Here is a 21,005-nt window from a genome sequence, read left to right as displayed (position 1 = left end):
CGGTCGGCGGTCGGCTCAGCCGACGTTGCGCACCACGTAGGTGATCACCACATGGCCCTCTGTGCGGGCCGCGGTCACCCCGACGTCGTACTTGGGCCCCTTGAACCGCATCACGCTGAGGTCGCCCAGCTCGTTGCCGGGCGCCGCGGTGTAGCCGGCGCCGGTGAAGTCCTTGCGCACCTCGGCGGACACGTCGCTCACGGCGCGGGAGCTCTGCAACACCACCGACCAGGCGAACTCCCCGTCCGGCCCGCCCTCGGATCCGGTCAGCACCTTCTCGCTGAGCAGCGGGACGTCGGCGCTCGGAAACCCCTCGGGAAGACCTTCCACCGCTGCGGTGGCGTCGGTGCTCGCGGTCACCGGGCCGGGGACCGGGGCCGCCGACGCCTTGGTGTCCGCGGTGGTGACCCCACTCTTGGAGTCGCTGCCACAACCGGCCAGCAGCCCGAGACCGGCGACGACGACGAGCGCACCGGCGACGGCGCGGGCAGGGTTCGGGTGGCGCATGGGGTCAGTCAACCTGACGGCCGCCGGATGCGCACCGATTCTCCATGGGCGGTGCGTCTAGGGTTGTCGCCATGTCCACCCAACAGCCCGAACAGCCCCACGACCCGAGGATCCTGATCATCGATCCGCAGGGCTCGCAGGTCTCCGGCCAGCCGGCGGACGCGAGCCAGGGCGAGGACGGCGACGGCGAGCCGCTCACCGAGCTGGTCGAGGAGCCTGCCAAGGTCATGCGGATCGGCAGCATGATCCGGATGCTCCTCGAGGAGGTGAAGTCGGCCCCCGTCGACGACGCCGGCCGCAGCCGTCTCGCGGGCATCCTGAGGACCTCGATCGGCGAGCTGAAGCAGGGCCTGGCCCCCGAGCTCGGCGACGAGCTGGACCGCCTGATCGAGCCGTTCAGCGACGAGACCCCGACCGAGTCCGAGCTGCGGATCGCGCAGGCGCAGCTCGTCGGCTGGCTCGAGGGACTCTTCCACGGCATCCAGACCGCGATCTACGCGCAGCAGATGGCGGCCCGGGCGCAGCTCGAGCAGATGCGCCGGGCGCTTCCCCCGGGCGCATCCGCACACCTGGACCAGTCCGAGGACGGCGACCAGCCCGGGCGCGACCACTCGGGCGGGCTGTACCTCTAGGCCCGGCGTCGCACCACGAGAGCCACCGCGGTCGCGATCGCGAGGAGCGCCGCCGCACCTCCGGCGACCGCCCAGGTGCGGCCGTGGTCGTCGCCGGTCGAGGGCTCGACGGTGCTCGTCGCAAGCGGCCGCCCGGGTGGACCGGTGAGCGCCTCGACCTTGCGCACGGCCGCCTCGTCGTACGGCGTCGTGCCGCCGCACAGGCCGATCCGCATGGTGCCGGGGTGCCGGCCGTCGATGAAGAACAGGTAGCGGCGTCCGGTGGCGAGGTCGCCGACTCCGCAGGCGGCTGCGTCGGCGGCGGTCACCAGCTTCTCCGACCGGGCCGCCGCACCCTTGTAGACGGCGTCGAAGTCGACCTTGAAGGTGCGGGTCTGCCCATCGGTCGCGGTCCAGTCGACCTTCCCGGACGCCACCGTCACCGCAGCGTTCGCCTGCTGGTCGGGCGTCACCTGCGCGCAACTGCAGGCCCAGGACGGACTCGGGGTCAGGACGAGGATCCCGAAGACCACCGCGACCGCGAGGACGCAGCGGACGCGCAGCCGCCTCACTCGCCGGGCTCGTCGATCTGCTGGGCCACCGCCCGCGTCACTGCGTCGTCGATCTGGCGGGCGAGCGCGAAGTCCTTCCCGGTGAGCCCGCCCTCGGAGTGCGTGCTCAGCGTGAACGTGACCGTGCGCCAGCGGATGTCGATGTCGGGATGGTGGTCCGCGGCCTCGGCCGCCCGCGCCACCGCGGAGACGAGGTCGATGCCCTGGAGGAACGACGGCGCCTCGACGGCACGCGTGATGCTGTCACCGTCACGCTCCCAGTGCGGGAGAGCCTCGAGCGCCTGGCTGATCTGCTCGTTGTCCATCGCTGCCATGTGCTCAGTCTTGCCACCCGACGACGGGACTGTCGAGGATGCCCTCGATGACCTGCGCGACGCCGTCCTCGTCGTTCGCGGGTGCGACGTGGTCGGCCGCCTCCCGCACGCTCGGATGGGCATTGGCCATCGCGTACGACGTACCGGCCCACGCGAGCATCGGCAGGTCGTTGGGCATGTCGCCCAGGGCGAGCACCTCCTCGGCCACCACCCCCAGCTCCTCGCACAGCAGCGCGAGCGTCGAGGCCTTGGTGACGCCGCGGGCACTGATCTCCAGGAGCGTGCTCCCCGACGACCAGGTGATCTCGACGAGGTCGCCGACGACCTCCTCGGCCCGGGACCAGAAGTCCTGCCAGCCGAGATCCTCGTGGCGGGCGAGCAGCTTCACGGCCGGGGCGGCGAAGATCTGCTCGATCGGCCCGCGGGTGCTGCCGGGCGGCAAGGGATGGCGTTCGAGGAACTGCGGCTCGAGCGCGATGCCTCCGGGAACCATCTCGACGGCGAACGCGGCTCCGGGCACCGCCTCCCTGATCCGGCGCGCCACCTCGACTCCCGTCGCCGGGTCGATCGCCCGCATCCGGTGCACGGAGGCGCGGGCGACGTCCCACACCAGGGCGCCGTTCGACACGATCGCAAGGCCGTGGCCGCCGACGTGCTCGAAGACCTCCTCTGCCCAGCGCAGCGGACGCCCGGTCACGAAGACCACCTCGACGCCGGCCTCCTCGGCCGCGACCAGCGCCGCCCGGGTGCGGCCGGTGACCGAGCCGTCGGAGTGGACCAGGGTGCCGTCCAGGTCCGTGGCGACGAGCCGCACCGAGGTCACGCTCAAGAGCCTAGAGGTGCCGGTCCTCAACCGATCGGTTCACAAGAGCCGAGAAGTCGTCTACGCTCGTGCACAACCAATTGGTTGAGGAAGGAACAGGATGACCGACACGACGAGCGCCGCGGCCGAGCACCGGCAGGTCGCCGGATGGTTCACGGAGCTGGTGCTCGCTGCTCCGGAGGACAGCTGGGACCAGCCCTCACCGGTCGAGGAGTGGCGCGCACGCGACGTCGTCGGGCATCTGGTCGAGTGGCTGCCGGCCTTCCTGGAGGCGGGGGCCGGGGTCAGGTTGCCGGTGGGTCCCTCGGCGGCCGACGATCCGGTCGCTGCCTGGCAGCAGCACTGCGCGAGCGTCCAGGCGCTGCTCGACGACCCGGGCACCCGAAGCCGCACGCTGGCCAACCCGCACATCGGTGAGCTGCCCGTGGACGAGGCGATCGACCGGTTCTACACCGGCGACGTCTTCCTGCACACGTGGGACCTGGCGCGGGCGACCGGCCAGGACGTCGTGCTCGACCGGCGACGATGCGCCGACATGCTCGCCGGCATGGAGCCGCTCGACGAGATGCTCCGGCAGAGCGGCCAGTACGGACCGCGTGTCCCGGTGTCCGCTGACGCCGACGTGCAGACCAGGCTGGTCGCGTTCATCGGCCGCGACCCGGCGTGGTCAGACCGGTAGCGGACGGGCCATCACCAGGTTGCCGTCCTCGTCCGCGCCGCGGAGCTCGGTGAAGCCGCACTTGGCCAGGACCCGCACGCTCGGGGTGTTGCCGGGCTCGACGCTGGCCCGCACGCGCACGCCGATCCGGTCGGTGTGCGCGAGCAGACCGCTCACCGCCTCGCTCGCGACCCCACGCCCGCGGGCGTCCTCGACCAGTCCGTAGCCGATCTCCGCCTCGAGGACGCCGTCACCGGCGGTATCGGGCGGCCCGAAGAACCCGATCGAGCCGACGACCAGGCCGTCGAAGGCCCGGACGATGTGGCGCGGATTCCAGCTCAGGTCGTCGAGGTCGGCGCTGATCATCGAGATGCCGTCCAGGTCGTCCTTGCGCGGGTACGCCGGGTGCCAGCTGGGCTTGCGGCGACCGGCCAGCATCCCGGCCGCCTCTTCGGGGGTGATCACCTCCAGCCGCAGCCGCGGTGTCGCCACGACGGCCTCGAGGAGCGGCGTGCTCACGCGGTCTCCCGCCGGCCGGCCGGGAACCAGCGGCGCAGCTCGAACGCGGCACCGTCCTGGTCGACCGGTGCGGTCACGTGGTCCGCGGCGGTGCGCACGACCTCCGGCCCCTGCCCCATCGCGACGCCACGGCCCGCCCACTGCAGCATCTCGATGTCGTTGCGTCCGTCGCCGATCGCGAGCACTCCGGCCCGGTCGACGCCGAGGTCGCGGCAGACCCAGTCGAGCCCGCTGGCCTTGCTCACGCCCTCGGGGGCGATGTCGAGCCACGCGGTCCAGCCGATGAAGTAGTTGGTGCCGTGCAGGCCGAGCTTGCGGGCCAGGTTGACGAAGTCCTCGGAGGTGGAGTCGGGGTCGCGGATGATCACGCGGCTGACCTCCGTGGAGATCATCTCGTCGAGGTCACAGATGATCATCTCGCCGTCGAGCTCGCCGGGTGGGAACAGCCGGTTCACGCGGTAGCCGACGCCGTGCTCCTCGACGGCAACGGCCGCGCCGGGCACGTGCGCGAGCACGGTGCGCACCGCCTCGCTCGCGTCGAACGTGGTCTCGTGGACCACCTCCATGGGTGCGTGCCGGATGACGACCGAGCCGTTCGACGACACGATGTGCAGCCGCTCGCCGGTGAGCTCGTCGACGAGCGCGGTCAGCCCGAGCCGGTCGGCGACACCCGCCATGCTCAGCGGCGCACGACCGGACGCGAGCACGACGTGTGCCCCGGCGCGCGCCGCGTCGAGCACAGCCTCCGTGACCGGCTCGGTGACCTGCTCGGTGCTGAAGCCCTTCTCGAAGTCGGGGATCAGCAAGGTGCCGTCGATGTCGAGCGCGACGAGCTCGGGCGTCCAGGAACCGCCGGTCGTCGAGCCTGTCGAGACGTCTGCTTTCGGCAAGCTCAACCCCCGACCGGGGCCACGGGCTCGAGGACCTCGCGCCCGAGCCACTTCTGCAGCGCCTTCGGCACCCGCACCGAGCCGTCAGCCTGCTGGTGGGTCTCGAGGATCGCCACGATGGTGCGTGGGATCGCGGTCAGCGTGCCGTTCAGGGTGGCGACCCGCCGCACCTCCGGCTGACCGGGGCCGCCGTCACGGAACCGGCCGCGGATGTCGAGGCGGCGGGCCTGGAAGTCGGTGCAGTTCGACGTCGAGGTGAGCTCGCGGTACTTGCCCTGCGTCGGGATCCACGCCTCGCAGTCGAACTTGCGCTTCGCGCTCGGGCCGAGGTCGCCGGCCGCGGTGTCGATCACCTGGTAGGCCAGCTCGAGCTTGTCGAGGAACTCCTTCTCCCACGCGAGCAGCCGCTCGTGCTCGGCATCGGCGTCCTCCAGGGTCGTGTAGACGAACATCTCGACCTTGTCGAACCAGTGCACCCGGATGATGCCCTTGGTGTCCTTGCCGTGCGAGCCGGCCTCCTTGCGGAAGCACGGGCTGAAGGCGGCGTACCGGCGCGGGAGCGAGTCGCCGTCGAGGATCTCGTCGGAGTGGTACGCCGCCATGGCGACCTCCGAGGTGCCGACGAGGTACATGTCCTCGCCCTCGATCCGGTAGACGTCGTCGGCCGCCTGGTCCAGGAAGCCGGTGCCCTCCATCGCCCGCGGCTTGACCAGCGAGGGCGCGATCACCTGGGTGAACCCGGCCTCCCGGGCCTGCTCGAGCGCCATGTTCACCAGGGCGAACTCCAGCTCGGCGCCGACGCCGGTGAGGAAGTAGAACCGCGACCCGGAGACCTTCGCCCCGCGGTCGAGGTCGATCGCGCCGAGGATCCTGCCGAGCTCGACGTGGTCGCGCGGCTCGAAGCCCTCGGCAGCGAAGTCCCGGGGAAGGCCGATCGTCTCCAGCACCACGAAGTCGTCCTCGCCACCGGCCGGGGCTGCATCGGCCGCGGGGTTGGGAATTGCCCGGATCGCGGCGGCCCAGTCCTCCTCCGCGTGTGTCTGCGCGAGCTCTGCGGCCTTCACCGACACCGCGAGCGACCTGGTCTTCTCCAGGATCGCCGCCTTCTCCTCGCCCTGGGCCCTGGCAACCAGCTTGCCGAGCGACTTCTGCTCCGCCCGCAGCCGCTCGAAGTCCGCGATCGCCGTGCGCCGGGCCTCGTCGGCGGCGAGTGCCTCGTCGACCACGGACGCGGACAACCCGCGCTTGGCCTGGGCCGCGCGGATGAGGTCGGGGTTGTCGCGAAGGAGACGGGGATCGATCACAGGGGCGAGGATATCGGCGATCGACTTCTCCGCTCTCCCGCGTTTCCCCAGGGCCCGGTCAGGCCGGCGGCGGCAACGCGAAGGTGAGCTCGACGGCCCCCTTTGGCACGACCCCGGTCGAGGCGGCGCCGTACCGGTGCCAGCTGACGCCGCCCTGGGCCGCCTGGTACGCCGTGATGCTCGGGTTGTCGGCACAGAACAGCCACGAGACGCCGGCGTCGAAGCTGAAGCCTCCGGCGAAGTCACACGGGGGCTTCGGCAGCCCGGCCAGGTCGCTCCCGTCGTACACGAAGGGCGTGCCGCCCTCGCGATGGACCGGACGCGAGTCGGCGTCGCCGTTGCCGGCGGGGTCCGTCTGGTCGGAGTCGATGCTCTCGATGTAGGGCTCACCGGTGTTGCGGTCGAAGCCGTTGCCGAAGATCCACCCGGAGCGCGTGGGCAGCGTGGCCTCCTGGGTCGCGGACTTCGCCGCGAGGTCGACCTTCCACACCGCACGGTCGGAGTCGACGACGCGCATCACGTCGGGGTCGGTGGGGTCGAACGCCCAGGCAACCGCACGCAGCCCCGGCCTGCCGGTCGCGGCGCGGATGTCGAGCGTCTCGATGGCGTCGCTGCCCAGCGAGTAGACGAGCAGCTTGCCGGTCCGGGCCTGCGACCTCGGCACGCCGGTGTCCTGGATCGCGCGGGTGTGGTCGGCGCTGACCAGCAGCACCTCCTCGGTCGCGCTGGCGTCCGAGGCGGTGACCGCGGGAAGCGTGCGGGCTGCGGCCGTGCCGGTGGCCGGGTCGTAGCGGACGTAGACCGCGCCGGCCTTCTCGCCGTCGTCACCGCCCGCGGTCGTGAACCGCAGCAGCCACTCCCCGGCACCGGGGTCCGCCGACGAGCTCGTCGTCGCGGGAGCGGCCGGGCCGGCGGTCTTGTCGTCCCCACAGCCGGTCATCCCGGCGGCGACCAGCGCCGCGGCCAGCGCGGTGAGCGCGGCGCGGCTTCGGCGAAGCAGGAACATCGTGGCCCCCTGGTCGGACGGTGCCTCCTGCGAGTGTCTCAGAAGCACGCGGCACAATGGCCGGATGGCCCGCCGAGCTCCGCGCGAAGACCCCGCCGACGACGACGTCGAGGTGGGCCGTCGCAAGCGCTCCGTGGCCGGTGCGCCCGCGGTCCTGAAGGCCCTGTCGATGGCACGGGACCAGATGGGCGTACGTCGTACTGCGCTCACGTTGAGCAGGGTGAACCAGACGGAGGGCTTCGACTGCCCCGGTTGCGCCTGGCCGGATCCCGACGCCGGCCACCGGCACCGCGCCGAGTTCTGCGAGAACGGCGTGAAGGCGGTCGCCGAGGAGGCGACGCTCCGCCGGGTCGATCGCTCCTTCTTCGCCGAGCACCCGATCGCCGAGCTGGCCGAGCGCTCGGACTACTGGCTGGGACAGCAGGGCCGCCTGGTCGAGCCGATGCACCGGGCCCGCGGCGACAGCCACTACCGGCCGATCAGCTGGGACGACGCGTTCGCGCTGGTCGCCGATCGGCTGCGGGGGCTGCCGTCGCCGGACGCGGCGTCGTTCTACACCTCCGGGCGCACGTCGAACGAGGCGGCGTTCCTCTACCAGCTGATGGTGCGGAGCTTCGGCACCAACAACCTGCCGGACTGCTCGAACATGTGCCACGAGTCGAGCGGGGCTGCCCTCGGGTACTCGATCGGCATCGGCAAGGGTTCGGTGCTGCTCGAGGACATCCATGCGGCTGACCTGATCATGGTGGTCGGCCAGAACCCGGGGACCAACCACCCGCGGATGCTCACGGCCCTGGAGAAGGCGAAGAAGGCCGGCGCCCGGATCGTGAACATCAACCCGCTCGACGAGGCGGGGCTGCGCCGGTTCCACAACCCGCAGACACCCCAGGGCGTGGTCAAGGGCACCGACCTCACCGACGAGTTCTTCCAGGTGCGCCTGGCCGGCGACCAGGCGCTGTTCGCTGCCCTCGGGCGGCTGACCGTCGAGGCCGGCGCCGTCGACGAGGAGTTCGTCTCGACGTACTGCTCCGACTACGAGGAGTACGTCGAGCGCCTCCAACAGCTCGACTGGACCGACGTCCTCGCCGCGACCGGGCTGGCGCGCGAGCAGATCGAGGCCCTGGCGAAGCGCTACCGCGAGTCGGACCGGGTGGTCGTGTGCTGGGCGATGGGGCTCACCCAGCACCGCGACGCGGTCGCGACGATCCAGGAGATCACCAACCTGATGCTGCTGCGCGGCAACATCGGCAAGCGAGGCGCCGGGCTCGCGCCGATCCGGGGGCACTCCAACGTCCAGGGCGACCGCACGATGGGCATCTGGGAGAAGATGCCGGCAGCGTTCCGCGACGCGCTCGGGCGCGAGTTCTCGTTCGCCCCACCGCCCGAGGACGGCCTGGACTCCGTCGACACGATCCGGGGCATGCGCGACGGCCGGGTCCGCGCGTTCTTGTCCATGGGTGGCAACTTCGTCTCGGCGACCCCCGACACAGCGGTCACGGGCGCCGCCATGTCAGGCCTCGACCTGACCGTGAACGTCAGCACCAAGCTGAACCGGTCGCACGCCTGGTGCGGACAGGAGTCACTGATCCTGCCGTGCCTGGGCCGTACCGAGCGCGACGACCAGCTGAACGGCCCCCAGGAGGTCACGGTCGAGGACTCGATGGGCATGGTGCACCTCTCCCGGGGCCGGCTCGACCCGGCGTCGCCCCAGCTGCTCTCGGAGGTCGCGATCGTGACCAGGCTCGCGGAGGCGCTGTTCGCCGACTCGCCGCCCTCGGGCGCGGCGATCGACTGGGCGGGGATGCGCGCCGACTACGACCTGGTCCGCGAGCACATCTCCCGCGTCGTTCCCGGCTTCGAGGACTTCAACGCCCGGGTCCGGCAGCCCGGTGGCTTCGCCCTGCCGCACCCCCCGCGCGACTCACGGAAGTTCCCGACGGCGACCGGCCGGGCGCGCTTCGCCGTGAACCCGCTCGATGTCCTGGCGGTCCCGCCGGGACACCTGCTCCTGCAGACCGTCCGCAGCCACGACCAGTTCAACACCACCATCTACGGGCTCGACGACCGCTACCGCGGGATCCACTCCGGACGCCGGGTGGTGTTCGTGAACGCCGCCGATCTCGCGGACCTCGGGTTCGCCGACGGCGAGCAGGTCGACCTGGTCGGCGTCTGGTCCGACGGCGAGCGCCGGGCCGAGGACTTCCGGGTCGTGTCCTACTCGACCGCACGCGGCTGCGCCGCGGCGTACTTCCCGGAGACGAACGTGCTGGTGCCCCTGGACTCGGTGGCGAAGGTGTCGAACACGCCGGTGTCGAAGAGCGTGGTGATCCGGCTGGAGAAGCGTGGCAATTCACTACGCCAGTAGTGAATTGCCACCTTCCCGAATGCGATTGGATACGGGCAGCCCAAGTTCTGGTCGGGAACCGCGGGACCGGATCGGAACCGCTCACGCGATCCGCAGGGCACGTCCTCTCTCGAGTTGCCGGCGGATCTTGGCCGCCGTCGGACCAGGTCGGAACAGCTCGGACCAGATGATGCGGACCATCAGCCACCCCGTGCACGCACGAAGTGCGTCCTCTCGCGTCTTCTCCCGCTCGACCGCCTGACCCGGCGTCTCGCCTTCCCGTCGGAGGCGGCCGTACTTGGACATGCCGTCGAACTCACCGAGCACGCCGTGGTCGGGCCACGCGAAATCGGTGGTTCCGATCAGGTTTCCCCGTTCATCGCGGACCTCGAACTGCAGGACCGGCTCGGGGAGGTGCTGCTGCCACATCAGGTGTCTCGACAACGTCTCGGCGACGCTGTTCGCGCCCTTGCGAGCCAGGCGGACCGTGATCTGCAGCTTGCGCGAGTACGGCGTGCCGCTGATTCGCTCGAACTCTCGGTGCAGATCGTCCAAGGTGCCCAGCTCGAGGTCGACCAGCGAGTCGAGGATCACCAGACCCTGCTGCACCGTCGAAACTGCCGCGGCGCCCAAGGCTGCACGGACCGGCTCGACCACCAGGTGCGAGCCGATGATCGTCAGAGCCTCGTCGGGGCAGTTCCCTTCGTGGTAGACGATGTCGGGCGTCGACCGTGCAAGTGGCTTGTCGAGACAGGTGACGTGGACGCGTCGAAGGTCCGGCTCGAACACCCTGAGGCCGTGCTCGATCGCGGCGGAGGTGTGGCTCAGGGCGATCCGGGAGGAGTGTGAGCGCAGCACCGCATGCGCGCGGAGCCGATGCCGTTCGACTTCGTCCGCTGCCGCCCACACATCGGCGAACGTGTAGGAGCCATGGCGCACCCGGACAAGCCAGCCGACTCGTACGCCGAGTTGGAGGTCGTCGTCGGCGTACCCGTGCTCGAGCGCCTCGCGTCGCCCGAACACCTGGTCGTCGTGCAGGAACCTGAGGTCGTCCATCCGCACACCTCAACCGATCCGGTGCGCCTCCGGGACGACGACAGCATCCGATGTGCGCACACCGCGTCGCCACAAGGGTGTGGACCCGAGATGGCCCTCCGCTGCCCGTAGAGAATGGGGCCTTCCGGACTGCGATCGGATACGGGCAGCCGGCAATTCACTATGCCAGTAGTGAATTTCCGGCTACCGCGGCCGCGAGCCGTAGTCCCCGAACGGGTCGTCGCGCTCCCGGACGGCCTGCCGGATGCCTACCTCGGTGGAGCGGGCGACGAAGTCCTGGCCCTCCTGGGTGTGCCGGGCGACGCCGTCGAGGAACGTCCCCAGGGTGCGGGTCGAGGAGATGCCCATGTTCTCCGCGGTCTGGTTGCACAGCAGCTTGAGCATCTCGAGCTGGTTGCCCGGCACCTGCGCCATCCGGCGGGCGAACGCGAAGGCATGGGCCTGCAGCTCGTCGTCGGGCACCGTCTCCAGGATCAGGCCGATCCTCGCCGCCTCGGGTGCCGGGATCTCGTCGCCGGTGAGCAGGTAGCGCTTGGCCTTCTCGAAGCCGAGCCGGTAGACCCACATCGCCGTGGTCGGCGTACCCCATACCCGCGACGGCGGGTAGCCGAAGCTCGCGCCCTCGCCCGCGATGATGATGTCCGAGCAGAGCACCAGGTCGGTGCCGCCGGCGATGCACCAGCCCTGGACCGCGGAGATGGTCGGCTTGCGGCAGTACCAGAGCCGCATGTAGGTGTCGACGAACCGGCTCATCTCCCGGTGGTCGACCACCGAGTCCCAGACGCGGTCGCCGAGCGCCTCTGCCTCCTCCGCCTGCAGCTGCGTCGACCAGTCCAGTCCGTAGCCGGCGCAGAACGCGGGGCCCTCGGCGCGCAGCAGGATCACGCGTACGGCGGGGTCGTCGTCGTGCTGGTCGATCGCGGCCGCGAGCTCGTCGCGCAGAGTCGGCGTGATCGTGTTGTACTCGGCGGCCCTGGTGAGCACGATCGAGCCGACGCCGTCCGCCACCTCCGTCCGCAAGGTCTCCCGGGCGCCCGCGCCGGCGGTGCTCATGCGGGCAGCTCGGCCGTCGCCCGCTCGATGATCGTCGTGGTGTCGACGCCGACCGGCAGGGTGCCGAACGCGACCCCCCAGTCGCCCGCCAGCCGGGAGGCGCAGAACGCGTCGGCGACGGCGGCCGGCGCGTGCCGGACCAGCAGCGACCCCTGGAACACCAGCGCGAGCTGCTCGACGAGGCCGCGCGCGCGGTACTCGATGTCGGTGGCGTCGGTGAGCTCCTTGCGCACCCGGCCGACGGCGTCGTCGAGCCGGCTGTCGGCACCGGCCGCGAGCTCGACCTCGTCGAAGAACGCCTCGACGCTCTCGGGCTGGCGGGCCATCGCGCGCAACGTGTCGAGGGCGGCCACGTTGCCCGAGCCCTCCCAGATCGACATCAGCGGCGACTCCCGGAACAGCCGCGGCATCCCGGACTCCTCGACGTAGCCGTTGCCGCCCAGGCACTCCAGCGACTCCGCGGCGTGCACCGGGCCGCGCTTGCAGACCCAGTACTTCGAGACCGCGAGCGCCACCCGGCGGACCATCGCCTCCTGCTCGTCACCACGCGCCGCGCGGTCGGTCGCGCCTGCCAGTCGCATCGCGGCGTACGTCGCCGCCTCGGCCTCGAGCGCCAGGTCCGCCAGGACGTTCGCCATCAGCGGCTGGTCGACGAGCCGCTTGCCGAACGCGGTGCGGTGCCGTGCGTGGTGGACGGCCTGCATGACTCCCAGGTGCATGCCGCTCGCCGAGCCCAGGGTGCAGTCGAGCCGGGTCATGTTCACCATCTCGATGATCGTGGGGACGCCGCGACCCTCCTCGCCGACGAGCCAGCCGACGGCGCCGTCGTACTCGATCTCCGCCGACGCGTTCGACCGGTTGCCCAGCTTGTCCTTGAGACGCTGCAGCCGGATCGGGTTGCGGGTGCCGTCGGGCAGCACCCGCGGCACGAAGAAGCACGAGAGGCCGCCCGGAGCCTGCGCCAGCGCGAGGAAGAAGTCCGACATCGGCGCGGACGTGAACCACTTGTGCCCGACCAGCCCGTAGGTCCCGTCACCGTGGGCGGTGGCCGTCGTGGTGTTGGCGCGGACGTCGGAGCCGCCCTGCTTCTCGGTCATCGACATGCCCGCGATCAGTCCGCGCTTGGCGGCCGGCACCCGCAGTCCGTAGTCGTAGGTCGTCGAGGTGAGCAGCGGCTCGTACGTCGCGGCCAGCTCGGCGTCGGCGCGCAGGGCCGGCACGACGGCGTAGGTCATCGAGATCGGGCAGGTGTGACCGGCGTCCGCCGCCGACCAGGCCATCATCTTCGCCGCCCGGGCGACGTGTGCGCCCTCGCGCGCGTCGGCCCACGGTGCGGCGTGGAGGCCGGCCTCGACGGCCACCGTCATCAGCCGGTGCCAGGCCGGGTCGAACTCCACCTCGTCGACGCGGTTGCCGTAGCGGTCATGGGTCTGCAGCACTGGGTGGTTCCTCTCGGCGAGGCGACCCCACTCCTGGGCCTCCGCGCTCCCGGCACGGCGCCCGATCGCGTGCAGGTCGTCGGCCGCCCAGCCGGCTCCCTCGCGCACCAGGCCCTCCAGGAGCGGGGGGTACGCCGCCACGTCGTGCCCGACGAGCGGGGGTACCTGGTTGGTGACCTCGTGGGTGGCGGGCATGCGGACTCCTCGCATCGACGAGCCGCCAGTATTACATCTTGAGTTCAACTGACGCAAGCCTGTAATGCGATCAGGTCTTGTGCAGGCCTCGCAGCTGCTCGGCGGCCTTCTGGACGTCGGGGCCGTAGTCGCCGGCGACCGCCTTGTCCATGATGTCGCTGCGGAGCTGCGCGCGCTGGTCGGCGGGAGCGTCCTGGAGCCTGGTCAGGTCGGCCTGGAGGTTGTCCGGCAGCAGGCTGAGGAACAGCTCGTGGCGGATCTGCCGGCGGTCGGCGCGGCGCTCGACGGCGTTGCCGTACCCGCCGTCCCGGGCCTTCTGCCGGATCGAGGCGAGGGCCGCGCGGCGGGCGTCGCCCTCCAGCTTGAACGCAGCCCGGAGGTCGGCGCGCAGCTGGGCACGCCCGCCGGCCGGGTCGTCGGCGGCGACCGTGCCGGCGGCCGCCGGGTCGTCGAGCGCGGCCTGCAGCGCCGTGGGGTCGACCAGCTGAGCGTTGAGATCGGAGCCGTCGGGTGAGCCGCCGGCGTCGCGTACGGCGACGTAGCCGACGAGCAGGGCGGCGATCACGGCGAAGGCCGCGAGCGCCGCGGCCATCCTGCGGGAGACGAACGTGGCGAACGGGCTCATGTCCTGTGTCCTCTCTGGGGATCCTGGTGCCACCACCGTGGCGGGCGATCGTGCACAGCCGGTTCGGACCGTGTTCGAGGGAGGTAAGAATCCGGCCGACCCGCGCCGGGCAGCCCGTGTCTCCGGTTTCATGGTCCTCGTGAACGCCGAGCGGGGACTGGTGCTGATCGCCGAGGACGAGCCGGCGATCGCCGAGCTCGAGCGGCTCTACCTGACCCGGGCCGGCTACGGGGTGCACCTCGAGCGGGACGGTCTGCAGGCGCTCGCGCAGATCCGTCGGCTCCGGCCGGCGCTGGTGATCCTCGATGTCGGGCTGCCCGGCATGGACGGCATCGAGATCTGCCGGCGCCTCCGCGCCGAGGGCGACTGGACCCCGGTCGTCTTCGTCACCGCTCGCGACGACGAGGTCGATCGGGTGCTCGGCCTCGAGCTCGGTGCGGACGACTACGTCACCAAGCCGTTCTCCCCCCGCGAGCTGGTCGCCCGGGTCGCGGGACTGCTGCGCCGGGCCCGAGGTGGTGGTGCCGGCGCCGCCCTCGAGGTGGGCGAGGTCCGCCTCGAGCCGGCCACCCGTCGCGTCGAGGTCGCCGGCGACGAGGTGCAGCTCACCGCCACCGAGTTCGACCTGCTGGCGGCGCTGCTCAGGCGTCCGGGCCAGGTGTTCACCCGCGAGCAGCTCCTCGCGACGGCGTGGGGCATCGCCGACTACGGCGGGAGCCGGACGGTCGACGTGCACGTCGCCCAGCTCCGCGCCAAGCTCGGGCCGAAGGCGCCGATCCGGACCCACCGCGGGGTCGGCTACTCCGCGGCAGCCCCATGAGCGAGGTGCGGCGTACGCCCCTGGGCACGCGGTTCGTCGCCACGGCTCTCGCCGGTGCCGCGGTCGTTGCGGTCGTCGCCGCCCTGCTCGCGGTCCCGCTCGTGCGCTCGGTGGCGCGGGACCAGTCGCGCAGCGAGCTGGTGCGCGCGGTCGACACCCTGGCGAAGGCACCCCGCAGGACCGCCCAGCTGCTCGTGCAGGAGCGTCGTGCGGTCGGACCCGACGACCGCCTGTACGCCGTCGTGCCGGCGTCCGGCCCCGTCGTCGGCGAGGCGGCGGACGTCGTCACTGCCGCGCAGGTGGCTCGGCTCCGTGACACCGGGACGCTCTCGGCGAGCGTCGACCACGACGGCGAGGAGCTGATCGTCGAAGGTCGCCAGGTCGGGCAGCGAGGCGTCGCGGTGGTCGGCGTGCAGCCGGTTGCCGCGGTCGACGCCGCCACGAACCACCTGCTCTGGAGGATCGGCCTGGCCCTGGCCGCCGGGCTCGCCGTCGCCCTCGGCCTCGGCCTGCTGATCGGCCGCCGCGCCACCCGCTCGGTGCGCGACGCCGCGCAGCGAGCACACCGCCTGGCCGGCGGCGAGCGCGGCATCGCGCCGGCATCCTCGTCGATCACCGAGATCCACGAGATGAGCCAGGCGCTCGCCGCGCTCGACCAGGCGCTCGCGACCAGCGAGGCGCGCCAGCGCGAGTTCCTGCTCTCCATCTCCCACGAGCTGCGCACACCGCTGACCGCGCTCCACGGCTACGCCGAGGCGCTGCGCGACTCGGCGATCCCCCCGGAGCAGACCGCGAAGGTCGGCGCGACGCTCACCGCGGAGACCGAGCGCCTGGACCAGTTCATCGGCGACCTGCTCGCGCTCGCTCGCCTGGAGGCCGACGACTTCCGGCTGCAGGAGACCGGCGTCGATCTCGCCGACGTGCTCACCCAGACCGCTGCGGCCTGGGAGGCGACGGCGCGCGCCCACGACCTCACCCTGGTGGTGGAGGCGTCCGCGTCTGCCGAGCCGTTCCGGGGCGATGCGCTCCGGATCAGGCAGCTGCTCGACGGGCTGGTGGAGAACGCCATGCGCGCGACCCCGGCGGGCGGGCAGGTGACCCTGCGTGCCGATCGGGACGCCACGGGGGCGGACCTCACGGTGTCGGACACCGGTCCGGGGCTGGCGCCGGGCGAGCACGAGCGCGCGTTCGAGCGCGGCTACCTCCGGGACCGGTACGCCGAGCAGCGCGGCGTGGGCACCGGGCTCGGCCTCTCGATCGCGCACCGGCTCTGCGAGCGCATGGGCGGCACGTTGACGGCAGCCCCGAACGAGCCGGCCGGCACCCGGATGACGGTGCACCTGCGGCGGGACGGACCCTGAGCAGCGACCGGGCATAATCCTCGCCGTGATCGACACCCCCCGCGCGCGCCGGCTCGCCCTGGCCTGGGCGGCGTTGTGCGCAGGGCTGTTCGCCGTCCTCGCGGTGCTGGTTCACCGTGCCTGGGGGCCGCTCGTCGATCTCGACGACGACCTCGCGGGCAGACCGTTCCGGTTCACCAGCGACCACGCCTGGGCGCGGCACCTGGCCGAGTGGCTCGGTCGCGCCACGGAGCCCAACTACGTCGTGCTCGCGGGCCTGGTCGCCGCCATCGCCCTGGTGGTCAAGGGTTACCGGCGCGCAGCGATCTGGGCCGCGAGCGTGCTCGTGGTGGCGCGCATCGCCTACTACCTCCTCAAGCAGCTCATCGAGCGCCCACGCCCCTACTGGGACCACCCGCTCCAGCACTCGCCCGGATGGGGCTTCCCGTCGGGTCACGCGACCGTGATCGTCGCCGCGACGGCCGTGGCGGTGGTGCTCTCCTCGATGCTGATCCGCAGGCGCGGGCTGCGCCGGCTCGTCACCGCCGCCTCAGTGGGCGTCGCGCTCCTGGTCGGTGCCGACCGGGTGTTCCTCGGCGTGCACCACACCACCGACGTCCTGGGCGGCGTCCTGCTCGGCCTGGCGGTCCCCCTGCTCGGTCTGGCGGCCTTCGACCCCGAGCCGCGCTCGATCGCATTGGTGAACGACCCGTTCCCGCAGGCGATCCCGTCCGGCCAGCGCCGCGTCGCCGCCATCCTCAACCCGGTCAAGGTCGACGACGCCGCCGGCTTCCGTTCGATGGTCGAGCGGATGGCCCACGAGTCGGGCTGGGAGCAGGTGAGCTGGTGGGAGACCACGGTCGAGGACACCGGTTACCAGATGGCCCACGAAGCCGCGGTCTCCGGCGTCGACGTCGTCCTCGCCATCGGCGGTGACGGCACCATCCGCGCCGTGTGCGAGGAGCTCGCGGGCACCGGCATCCCGGTGGGGATCGTGCCCGCCGGCACCGGCAACCTGCTGGCGCGCAACCTCTCGATCCCGCTCTACCTGCGGGCTGCGGTCGACGTCGGCCTCAACGGCCAGGACCGGGCGATCGACATGGTGCACGTCAGCGGCGACGACATGGAGGACGCGACGTTCCTGGTGATGGCCGGCATGGGCTTCGACGCCGCGATCATGGAGGGGGTCAACGAGGACTTCAAGAACCGCGTCGGGTGGCTGGCCTACGTCTGGTCCGCGCTCAAGGCACTGATGTTCCCCGTGATCCGCGTCGAGATCTCGGTGGACGGCGGCCCGTTCACCAGGCACCGGGCCCGCACGCTCGTGATCGGCAACGTCGGGTCCCTCCAGGCCGGCATGCCGCTGATCCCCGAGGCGGCCATCGACGACGGCCAGCTCGACGTCGTGATGCTCTACCCGCGCAGCTTCCTGTCCTGGATCCCGCTGGCCGCCCGCGTGCTCACGCGCGACAAGCGCACCGACGAGACGATCACCCGGATGACCGGTCGCGAGGTCGTCGTACGCACGCAGACGCCGGCGCCGCGGCAGCTCGACGGTGACCTGATCGCGCCCGGCAAGGAGCTGCGTGCGGAGTGCGTCCACGGGCGCCTGCTGGTCCGGGTGCCGCGCTGATCCTCGGGTGACTGCCAGAATCGCCTCATGACCCCCAGACGAGGAAACCTGCTGACGCCGGTGGCGGTCTGGCTGGGCAGCCTGTCGTGGCTGCCACGCTTCCTGCGGCAGATCACCGCGATCGACAAGCTCCTCCAGCGCCTCACCAGGGGCCAGTGGTCGCTGCTGCGGATCGCCGGGCTGCCCAGCATGATGCTCACCGTCCTCGGCCGGAAGTCCGGGGTCGCGCGGTCGACGCCGGTGCTCTGCGTGCCGTATCGCGGAGGTCACCTCGTCGCCGGCTCGAACTTCGGCGGCATGAAGGCACCGGTCTGGGTGCTCAACGTGCGCGCGTCCGACCGGGTGACGGTCACGGTCGACGGTCGCACCCACGACGCCGTCCCCCACGAGCTCACCGGCACGGAGCGCGAGGCGGCCTGGACGCACATGCTGGAGACCTGGCCCAACTACGCGAAGTATGCCGAGCGCACCGGCCGGGTGATCCCGGTCTTCTGGTTCACCCCTGCGGCGTAGCGCGCGCCCGGGAGAGCGCGTCCTCCTCCTCGGCGGACAGCTGCTGCTCGCAGGTCCAGCCGGTGACCGACTTCGCGTAGGCGCGGGCCTCGTTGCGGCCGTGGATCGAGGTCAGCACCGCGCCGTCGCCATGGTCGTCGAGAAGTGCCAGCGACCAGGACAGGTGGCCGCCCATGTCGCCGAAGGCGTCGTACCGCACCACTGCCAGGTGCTTGAGCGCCGACCGGGCCTCACCGCGCAGCGCCGCCACCTCGTGCCGGAGCCCGAGCGCGTCGTGCGGCAGGTCGTCGGGCGTGGTGCCGCGCGCGCGCCGCTGGGCCGCGCGGCGGTCCTGCAGCACCAGCCCGAGAGCGGAGAGGGCGACGAGGAGTGCGAGGACCGAGAGCACCGTGTTCACCTCCGACAGCGTAGGTCAGCCCCGACCTGAAATGATGCTTCGCGTGACCGACCGACGAATCGCCTACCAGGGCGAGCCCGGCTCCAACTCCCACATGGTGTGCAAGCAGCACTACCCGGACTGGGAGGCGGTGCCGTGCGCGTCGTTCGAGGACGTCTTCGCCACCGTCGAGCAGGGCGGCGCCGAGCTCGCGATGATCCCGATCGACAACTCGATCGCGGGCCGGGTGGCCGACATCCACCACTTCCTGCCCTCCTCCGACCTGCACATCGTCGGCGAACGCTTCCTGCGCATCCAGTTCCACCTCATGGCGACCGCCGGGGCCACGCTCGAGACGATCCGGACGGTGCACAGCCACGTGCACGCCCTCGGGCAGTGCCGGCGGATCATCCGCGAGCACCAACTGGTGCCGGTCATCTCCGGCGACACGGCCGGCGCCGCCCGCGAGGTCGCCGAGGCCGCCGACCCGACCCAGGCAGCCATCGCGCCTCCGCTCGCTGCGGAGATCTACGGTCTGGAGATCCTCGCCCGCGACGTCGAGGACGAGGACGACAACACCACCCGGTTCGTGGTGCTCAGCCCCGACTTCGTGCAGGCCCCTCGCGGTGAGGGGCCCGTCGTCACCAGCTTCATCTTCAACGTGCGCAACCTGCCGGCCGCGCTCTACAAGGCCTTGGGCGGCTTCGCCACCAACGGCGTGAACATGACCAAGCTGGAGAGCTACATGGTCGGCGGGCACTTCGCCGCGACCCAGTTCCTCGCCGAGGTCGACGGGCACCCCGACGACCCCGGCCTGAAGAACGCGCTGGAGGAGCTGGCGTTCTTCACCACGGACGTGAAGATCCTCGGGGTCTATCCCGCGGACGCGTTCCGCGCCGACTGACCGCTCGGTGCGGATCTAGCCTCAGGCCGGCGCGTTCTGCACGATGCCGAAGACCGCTCCCTGCGGGTCTGCGTAGAAGCCCATCCGGCCGACACCCTCCACATCGAAGTTCGGGGCCACGGTGGTGCCGCCGAGCGCCTCGACCTGGGCAGCGGTCGCGTCCGCGTCGACCACCGCGAAGTAGACGTTCCAGTGCGGGGGCATTCCTTCCATCATCGGCTTCATCGCACCCCCGACGACGGCCCCGGCCGTGTTGGTGATCGTGGTGTAGTCGGCACCGAGGTTCTCCGAGGCCTGGGAGCCGATGCCGACGACCTCGGCGTAGAACGCCAGCGCCCGCTCGAGCTCTGGGGTGACCAGCTCGTTCCACGCCGGGGTCCCGGGCTCGTTGGCGAGCTGGGTGCCGATGTGGTCCTTCGCCTGCCACAGGTTGACCCGCGCGCCGGTGGGGTCCTGCAGGGCGGTCATCCGGCCGGCATCCATCACGTCGAACGGCCCGGCCTCGACCTTGCCGCCGGCCGGCTCGATCTTCGCGCTGACCGCGTCGAGGTCGTCGACGGCCAGGTAGACGCCCCAGAACGCCGGATGCCCGGCCAGCTCGGGCATCTGCCCCATGACGCCGGCGATCCGCGAGTCGCCGAGCTTGCCCTGCAGGTAGACGTTCTCCTCGTCGACCGGGCTCTCCTCGATCTCCCAGCCGAAGAGCTGGGCGTAGAAGTCGGCGCCGGCCTTCTGGTCCGGGGTCATCAGCTCCACCCAGCTCGGCGTCCCCTGGACGTACGACGTGAACTTCGTCATTGCGCTCCTCCATCTGTCGGCTCGACCCCACTGCCACCGTCCTACTCCCCCGCACCGACAAGGACCAGTGCTGTCAGTAGGTTGGCCCGGTGAGCCTGAGTGTCGTCGCGCTGAGCTTCGCCGCGATCTTCGTGGTCGAGCTGCCCGACAAGACGTTCATCGCGGCCCTCGTCCTCTCCACGCGGTACCGCGGCATCTTCGTCTGGGTCGGGGTCGGCCTGGCGTTCCTGGTGCAGACCCTGATCGCGGTCACCGTCGGCAAGGCCGTCACCTTCCTGCCCACCGACCTGGTGCACGCGGTGGCCGGGGCGATCTTCCTGGTCGGGGCCTTCCTGCTCGCGCGCGAGGCACCGAAGGCGGAAGCCGAGGAGCACGAGACGGAGGAGGAGTTCGCCGCCAAGACGGTTGCGACGAAGACCGGCGGGGCGGCCGTGCTGGCCTCCTTCCTGGTGCTGTTCGCCGCCGAGTGGGGCGACCTCTCCCAGCTGCTCACGATCAGCCTGGTCGGCAAGTACGACGACCCGGTGGCCGTGTTCATCGGCGCCTGGGGTGCGCTGCTCGCGGTGTCAGGTCTCGCGGTCGTCGCCGGCCGCCTCCTCCTGCGCAGGGTGCGGCTTTCGGTGATCCACTACGTCGGCGCGGCGGTCTGCCTCATGCTGGCCGGGATCACGGCGTACGACCTCCTGCTGGGGTGACCCAACCGAA

23 protein-coding genes are annotated in these 21,005 nt (G+C 71.5%); 9 read left to right on the top strand and 14 right to left on the bottom strand.

Annotation, left to right across the window (positions count from 1 at the left end):
• Positions 1-15: 15 nt before the first annotated feature.
• Positions 16-507 (bottom strand): hypothetical protein, encoded by a 492-nt coding sequence (locus tag ACVW00_RS21400; RefSeq protein WP_457112915.1) that lies wholly within the window; start codon positions 505-507, stop codon positions 16-18.
• A 71-nt stretch (positions 508-578) separates the two neighbouring features.
• On the opposite strand from ACVW00_RS21400, the gene ACVW00_RS21395 reads away from it, so the two are divergent.
• Positions 579-1,139: a bacterial proteasome activator family protein gene (locus tag ACVW00_RS21395; protein ID WP_457112914.1), complete on the top strand. Its 561-nt coding sequence runs from the start codon at positions 579-581 to the stop codon at positions 1,137-1,139.
• Here ACVW00_RS21395 and ACVW00_RS21390 read toward each other — a convergent pair.
• The 3 genes from ACVW00_RS21390 to ACVW00_RS21380 are packed head-to-tail and all read right to left on the bottom strand — an operon-like array spanning position 1,136 to position 2,827.
• On the bottom strand, positions 1,136-1,690 hold the full coding sequence (locus ACVW00_RS21390) for a hypothetical protein (protein ID WP_457112913.1): 555 nt from the start codon (positions 1,688-1,690) through the stop codon (positions 1,136-1,138). The genes ACVW00_RS21395 and ACVW00_RS21390 overlap by 4 nt on opposite strands.
• Positions 1,687-2,004, bottom strand: coding sequence for a 4a-hydroxytetrahydrobiopterin dehydratase (locus ACVW00_RS21385; protein ID WP_457112912.1), 318 nt, complete (start codon positions 2,002-2,004; stop codon positions 1,687-1,689). Before ACVW00_RS21385 ends, ACVW00_RS21390 begins: the two co-directional genes overlap by 4 nt.
• Positions 2,005-2,008: 4 nt before the next feature.
• Entirely contained in the window at positions 2,009-2,827 is an 819-nt protein-coding gene (locus tag ACVW00_RS21380) for an HAD family hydrolase (RefSeq protein ID WP_457112911.1), read from the bottom strand.
• Between the two features lie 100 nt (positions 2,828-2,927).
• Here ACVW00_RS21380 and ACVW00_RS21375 point away from each other — a divergent pair, with 100 nt between their 5' ends.
• Positions 2,928-3,506 (top strand): TIGR03086 family metal-binding protein, encoded by a 579-nt coding sequence (locus ACVW00_RS21375; protein ID WP_457112910.1) that lies wholly within the window; start codon positions 2,928-2,930, stop codon positions 3,504-3,506.
• On the opposite strand, the gene ACVW00_RS21370 is transcribed toward ACVW00_RS21375, so the two are convergent.
• From ACVW00_RS21370 to ACVW00_RS21355, 4 genes are read right to left on the bottom strand one after another with little or no spacing between them, the layout of a single operon-like run.
• Entirely contained in the window at positions 3,495-4,004 is a 510-nt protein-coding gene (locus ACVW00_RS21370) for a GNAT family N-acetyltransferase (RefSeq protein ID WP_457112909.1), read from the bottom strand. The two genes, ACVW00_RS21375 and ACVW00_RS21370, sit on opposite strands and share 12 nt — an antisense overlap.
• Complete coding sequence (locus ACVW00_RS21365; RefSeq protein ID WP_457112908.1) at positions 4,001-4,894, bottom strand: HAD family hydrolase; 894 nt, start codon at positions 4,892-4,894, stop codon at positions 4,001-4,003. The genes ACVW00_RS21370 and ACVW00_RS21365 overlap by 4 nt, the downstream gene beginning before the upstream one ends.
• Before the next feature lie 2 nt (positions 4,895-4,896).
• Complete coding sequence (gene serS, locus ACVW00_RS21360) at positions 4,897-6,198, bottom strand: serine--tRNA ligase (RefSeq protein WP_457112907.1); 1,302 nt, start codon at positions 6,196-6,198, stop codon at positions 4,897-4,899.
• Positions 6,199-6,256: 58 nt separating this feature from the next.
• Positions 6,257-7,204 (bottom strand): hypothetical protein, encoded by a 948-nt coding sequence (locus ACVW00_RS21355; RefSeq protein WP_457112906.1) that lies wholly within the window; start codon positions 7,202-7,204, stop codon positions 6,257-6,259.
• 64 nt (positions 7,205-7,268) lie between these two features.
• On the opposite strand from ACVW00_RS21355, the gene ACVW00_RS21350 reads away from it, so the two are divergent.
• Positions 7,269-9,569, top strand: coding sequence for an FdhF/YdeP family oxidoreductase (locus ACVW00_RS21350; protein WP_457112905.1), 2,301 nt, complete (start codon positions 7,269-7,271; stop codon positions 9,567-9,569).
• A gap of 81 nt (positions 9,570-9,650) precedes the next feature.
• Here the strand turns inward: ACVW00_RS21350 and ACVW00_RS21345 are convergent, their stop codons facing one another.
• The 4 genes from ACVW00_RS21345 to ACVW00_RS21330 all read right to left on the bottom strand — a co-directional run bounded on the left by ACVW00_RS21345 (position 9,651) and on the right by ACVW00_RS21330 (position 13,916).
• A complete protein-coding gene (locus ACVW00_RS21345; RefSeq protein WP_457112904.1) occupies positions 9,651-10,604 on the bottom strand; it encodes a hypothetical protein in 954 nt (317 codons plus the stop codon).
• A gap of 183 nt (positions 10,605-10,787) precedes the next feature.
• Positions 10,788-11,657: a crotonase/enoyl-CoA hydratase family protein gene (locus tag ACVW00_RS21340; RefSeq protein WP_457112903.1), complete on the bottom strand. Its 870-nt coding sequence runs from the start codon at positions 11,655-11,657 to the stop codon at positions 10,788-10,790.
• Positions 11,654-13,291 (bottom strand): acyl-CoA dehydrogenase family protein, encoded by a 1,638-nt coding sequence (locus tag ACVW00_RS21335; RefSeq protein ID WP_457112902.1) that lies wholly within the window; start codon positions 13,289-13,291, stop codon positions 11,654-11,656. Before ACVW00_RS21335 ends, ACVW00_RS21340 begins: the two co-directional genes overlap by 4 nt.
• Before the next feature lie 70 nt (positions 13,292-13,361).
• On the bottom strand, positions 13,362-13,916 hold the full coding sequence (locus tag ACVW00_RS21330) for a hypothetical protein (RefSeq protein ID WP_457112901.1): 555 nt from the start codon (positions 13,914-13,916) through the stop codon (positions 13,362-13,364).
• A gap of 139 nt (positions 13,917-14,055) precedes the next feature.
• On the opposite strand from ACVW00_RS21330, the gene ACVW00_RS21325 reads away from it, so the two are divergent.
• From ACVW00_RS21325 to ACVW00_RS21310, 4 genes are read left to right on the top strand one after another with little or no spacing between them, the layout of a single operon-like run.
• The gene (locus ACVW00_RS21325) at positions 14,056-14,736 is read left to right on the top strand and encodes a response regulator transcription factor (RefSeq protein ID WP_457112900.1); all 681 of its coding nucleotides are present in this window, start codon (positions 14,056-14,058) and stop codon (positions 14,734-14,736) included.
• Complete coding sequence (locus ACVW00_RS21320) at positions 14,733-16,097, top strand: sensor histidine kinase (protein WP_457112899.1); 1,365 nt, start codon at positions 14,733-14,735, stop codon at positions 16,095-16,097. Before ACVW00_RS21325 ends, ACVW00_RS21320 begins: the two co-directional genes overlap by 4 nt.
• A 25-nt stretch (positions 16,098-16,122) precedes the next feature.
• On the top strand, positions 16,123-17,709 hold the full coding sequence (locus ACVW00_RS21315) for a diacylglycerol kinase family protein (RefSeq protein ID WP_457112898.1): 1,587 nt from the start codon (positions 16,123-16,125) through the stop codon (positions 17,707-17,709).
• A 27-nt stretch (positions 17,710-17,736) separates the two neighbouring features.
• Entirely contained in the window at positions 17,737-18,222 is a 486-nt protein-coding gene (locus tag ACVW00_RS21310) for a nitroreductase family deazaflavin-dependent oxidoreductase (protein WP_457112897.1), read from the top strand.
• Here ACVW00_RS21310 and ACVW00_RS21305 read toward each other — a convergent pair.
• Positions 18,206-18,619, bottom strand: coding sequence for a DUF4446 family protein (locus ACVW00_RS21305; protein WP_457112896.1), 414 nt, complete (start codon positions 18,617-18,619; stop codon positions 18,206-18,208). The genes ACVW00_RS21310 and ACVW00_RS21305 overlap by 17 nt on opposite strands.
• 43 nt (positions 18,620-18,662) lie before the next feature.
• Between ACVW00_RS21305 and ACVW00_RS21300 the strand changes: the two genes are divergently transcribed.
• A complete protein-coding gene (locus tag ACVW00_RS21300) occupies positions 18,663-19,502 on the top strand; it encodes a prephenate dehydratase (protein WP_457112895.1) in 840 nt (279 codons plus the stop codon).
• 21 nt (positions 19,503-19,523) lie between these two features.
• On the opposite strand, the gene ACVW00_RS21295 is transcribed toward ACVW00_RS21300, so the two are convergent.
• Positions 19,524-20,300, bottom strand: a complete 777-nt coding sequence (locus ACVW00_RS21295) for a VOC family protein (RefSeq protein ID WP_457112894.1) — start codon at positions 20,298-20,300, stop codon at positions 19,524-19,526.
• A gap of 89 nt (positions 20,301-20,389) precedes the next feature.
• Between ACVW00_RS21295 and ACVW00_RS21290 the strand changes: the two genes are divergently transcribed.
• On the top strand, positions 20,390-20,995 hold the full coding sequence (locus ACVW00_RS21290) for a TMEM165/GDT1 family protein (RefSeq protein WP_457112893.1): 606 nt from the start codon (positions 20,390-20,392) through the stop codon (positions 20,993-20,995).
• Positions 20,996-21,005: the final 10 nt, after the last annotated feature.

The sequence above is a fragment of the Marmoricola sp. URHA0025 HA25 genome, from assembly GCF_054059435.1.
The sequence above is the reverse complement of the archived record's forward strand: the minus strand, read 5'-3'. Positions and strand labels throughout refer to the sequence as shown.

Coding starts and splice junctions, on each gene's coding strand:
- ACVW00_RS21400 (WP_457112915.1), bottom strand. CDS start 507: ATGCGCCACCCGAACCCTGCCCGCGCCGTCGCCGGTGCGCTCGTCGTC.
- ACVW00_RS21395 (WP_457112914.1), top strand. CDS start 579: ATGTCCACCCAACAGCCCGAACAGCCCCACGACCCGAGGATCCTGATC.
- ACVW00_RS21385 (WP_457112912.1), bottom strand. CDS start 2,004: ATGGCAGCGATGGACAACGAGCAGATCAGCCAGGCGCTCGAGGCTCTC.
- ACVW00_RS21375 (WP_457112910.1), top strand. CDS start 2,928: ATGACCGACACGACGAGCGCCGCGGCCGAGCACCGGCAGGTCGCCGGA.
- ACVW00_RS21355 (WP_457112906.1), bottom strand. CDS start 7,204: ATGTTCCTGCTTCGCCGAAGCCGCGCCGCGCTCACCGCGCTGGCCGCG.
- ACVW00_RS21350 (WP_457112905.1), top strand. CDS start 7,269: ATGGCCCGCCGAGCTCCGCGCGAAGACCCCGCCGACGACGACGTCGAG.
- ACVW00_RS21345 (WP_457112904.1), bottom strand. CDS start 10,604: ATGGACGACCTCAGGTTCCTGCACGACGACCAGGTGTTCGGGCGACGC.
- ACVW00_RS21340 (WP_457112903.1), bottom strand. CDS start 11,657: ATGAGCACCGCCGGCGCGGGCGCCCGGGAGACCTTGCGGACGGAGGTG.
- ACVW00_RS21335 (WP_457112902.1), bottom strand. CDS start 13,291: ATGCCCGCCACCCACGAGGTCACCAACCAGGTACCCCCGCTCGTCGGG.
- ACVW00_RS21330 (WP_457112901.1), bottom strand. CDS start 13,916: ATGAGCCCGTTCGCCACGTTCGTCTCCCGCAGGATGGCCGCGGCGCTC.
- ACVW00_RS21320 (WP_457112899.1), top strand. CDS start 14,733: ATGAGCGAGGTGCGGCGTACGCCCCTGGGCACGCGGTTCGTCGCCACG.
- ACVW00_RS21310 (WP_457112897.1), top strand. CDS start 17,737: ATGACCCCCAGACGAGGAAACCTGCTGACGCCGGTGGCGGTCTGGCTG.
- ACVW00_RS21295 (WP_457112894.1), bottom strand. CDS start 20,300: ATGACGAAGTTCACGTCGTACGTCCAGGGGACGCCGAGCTGGGTGGAG.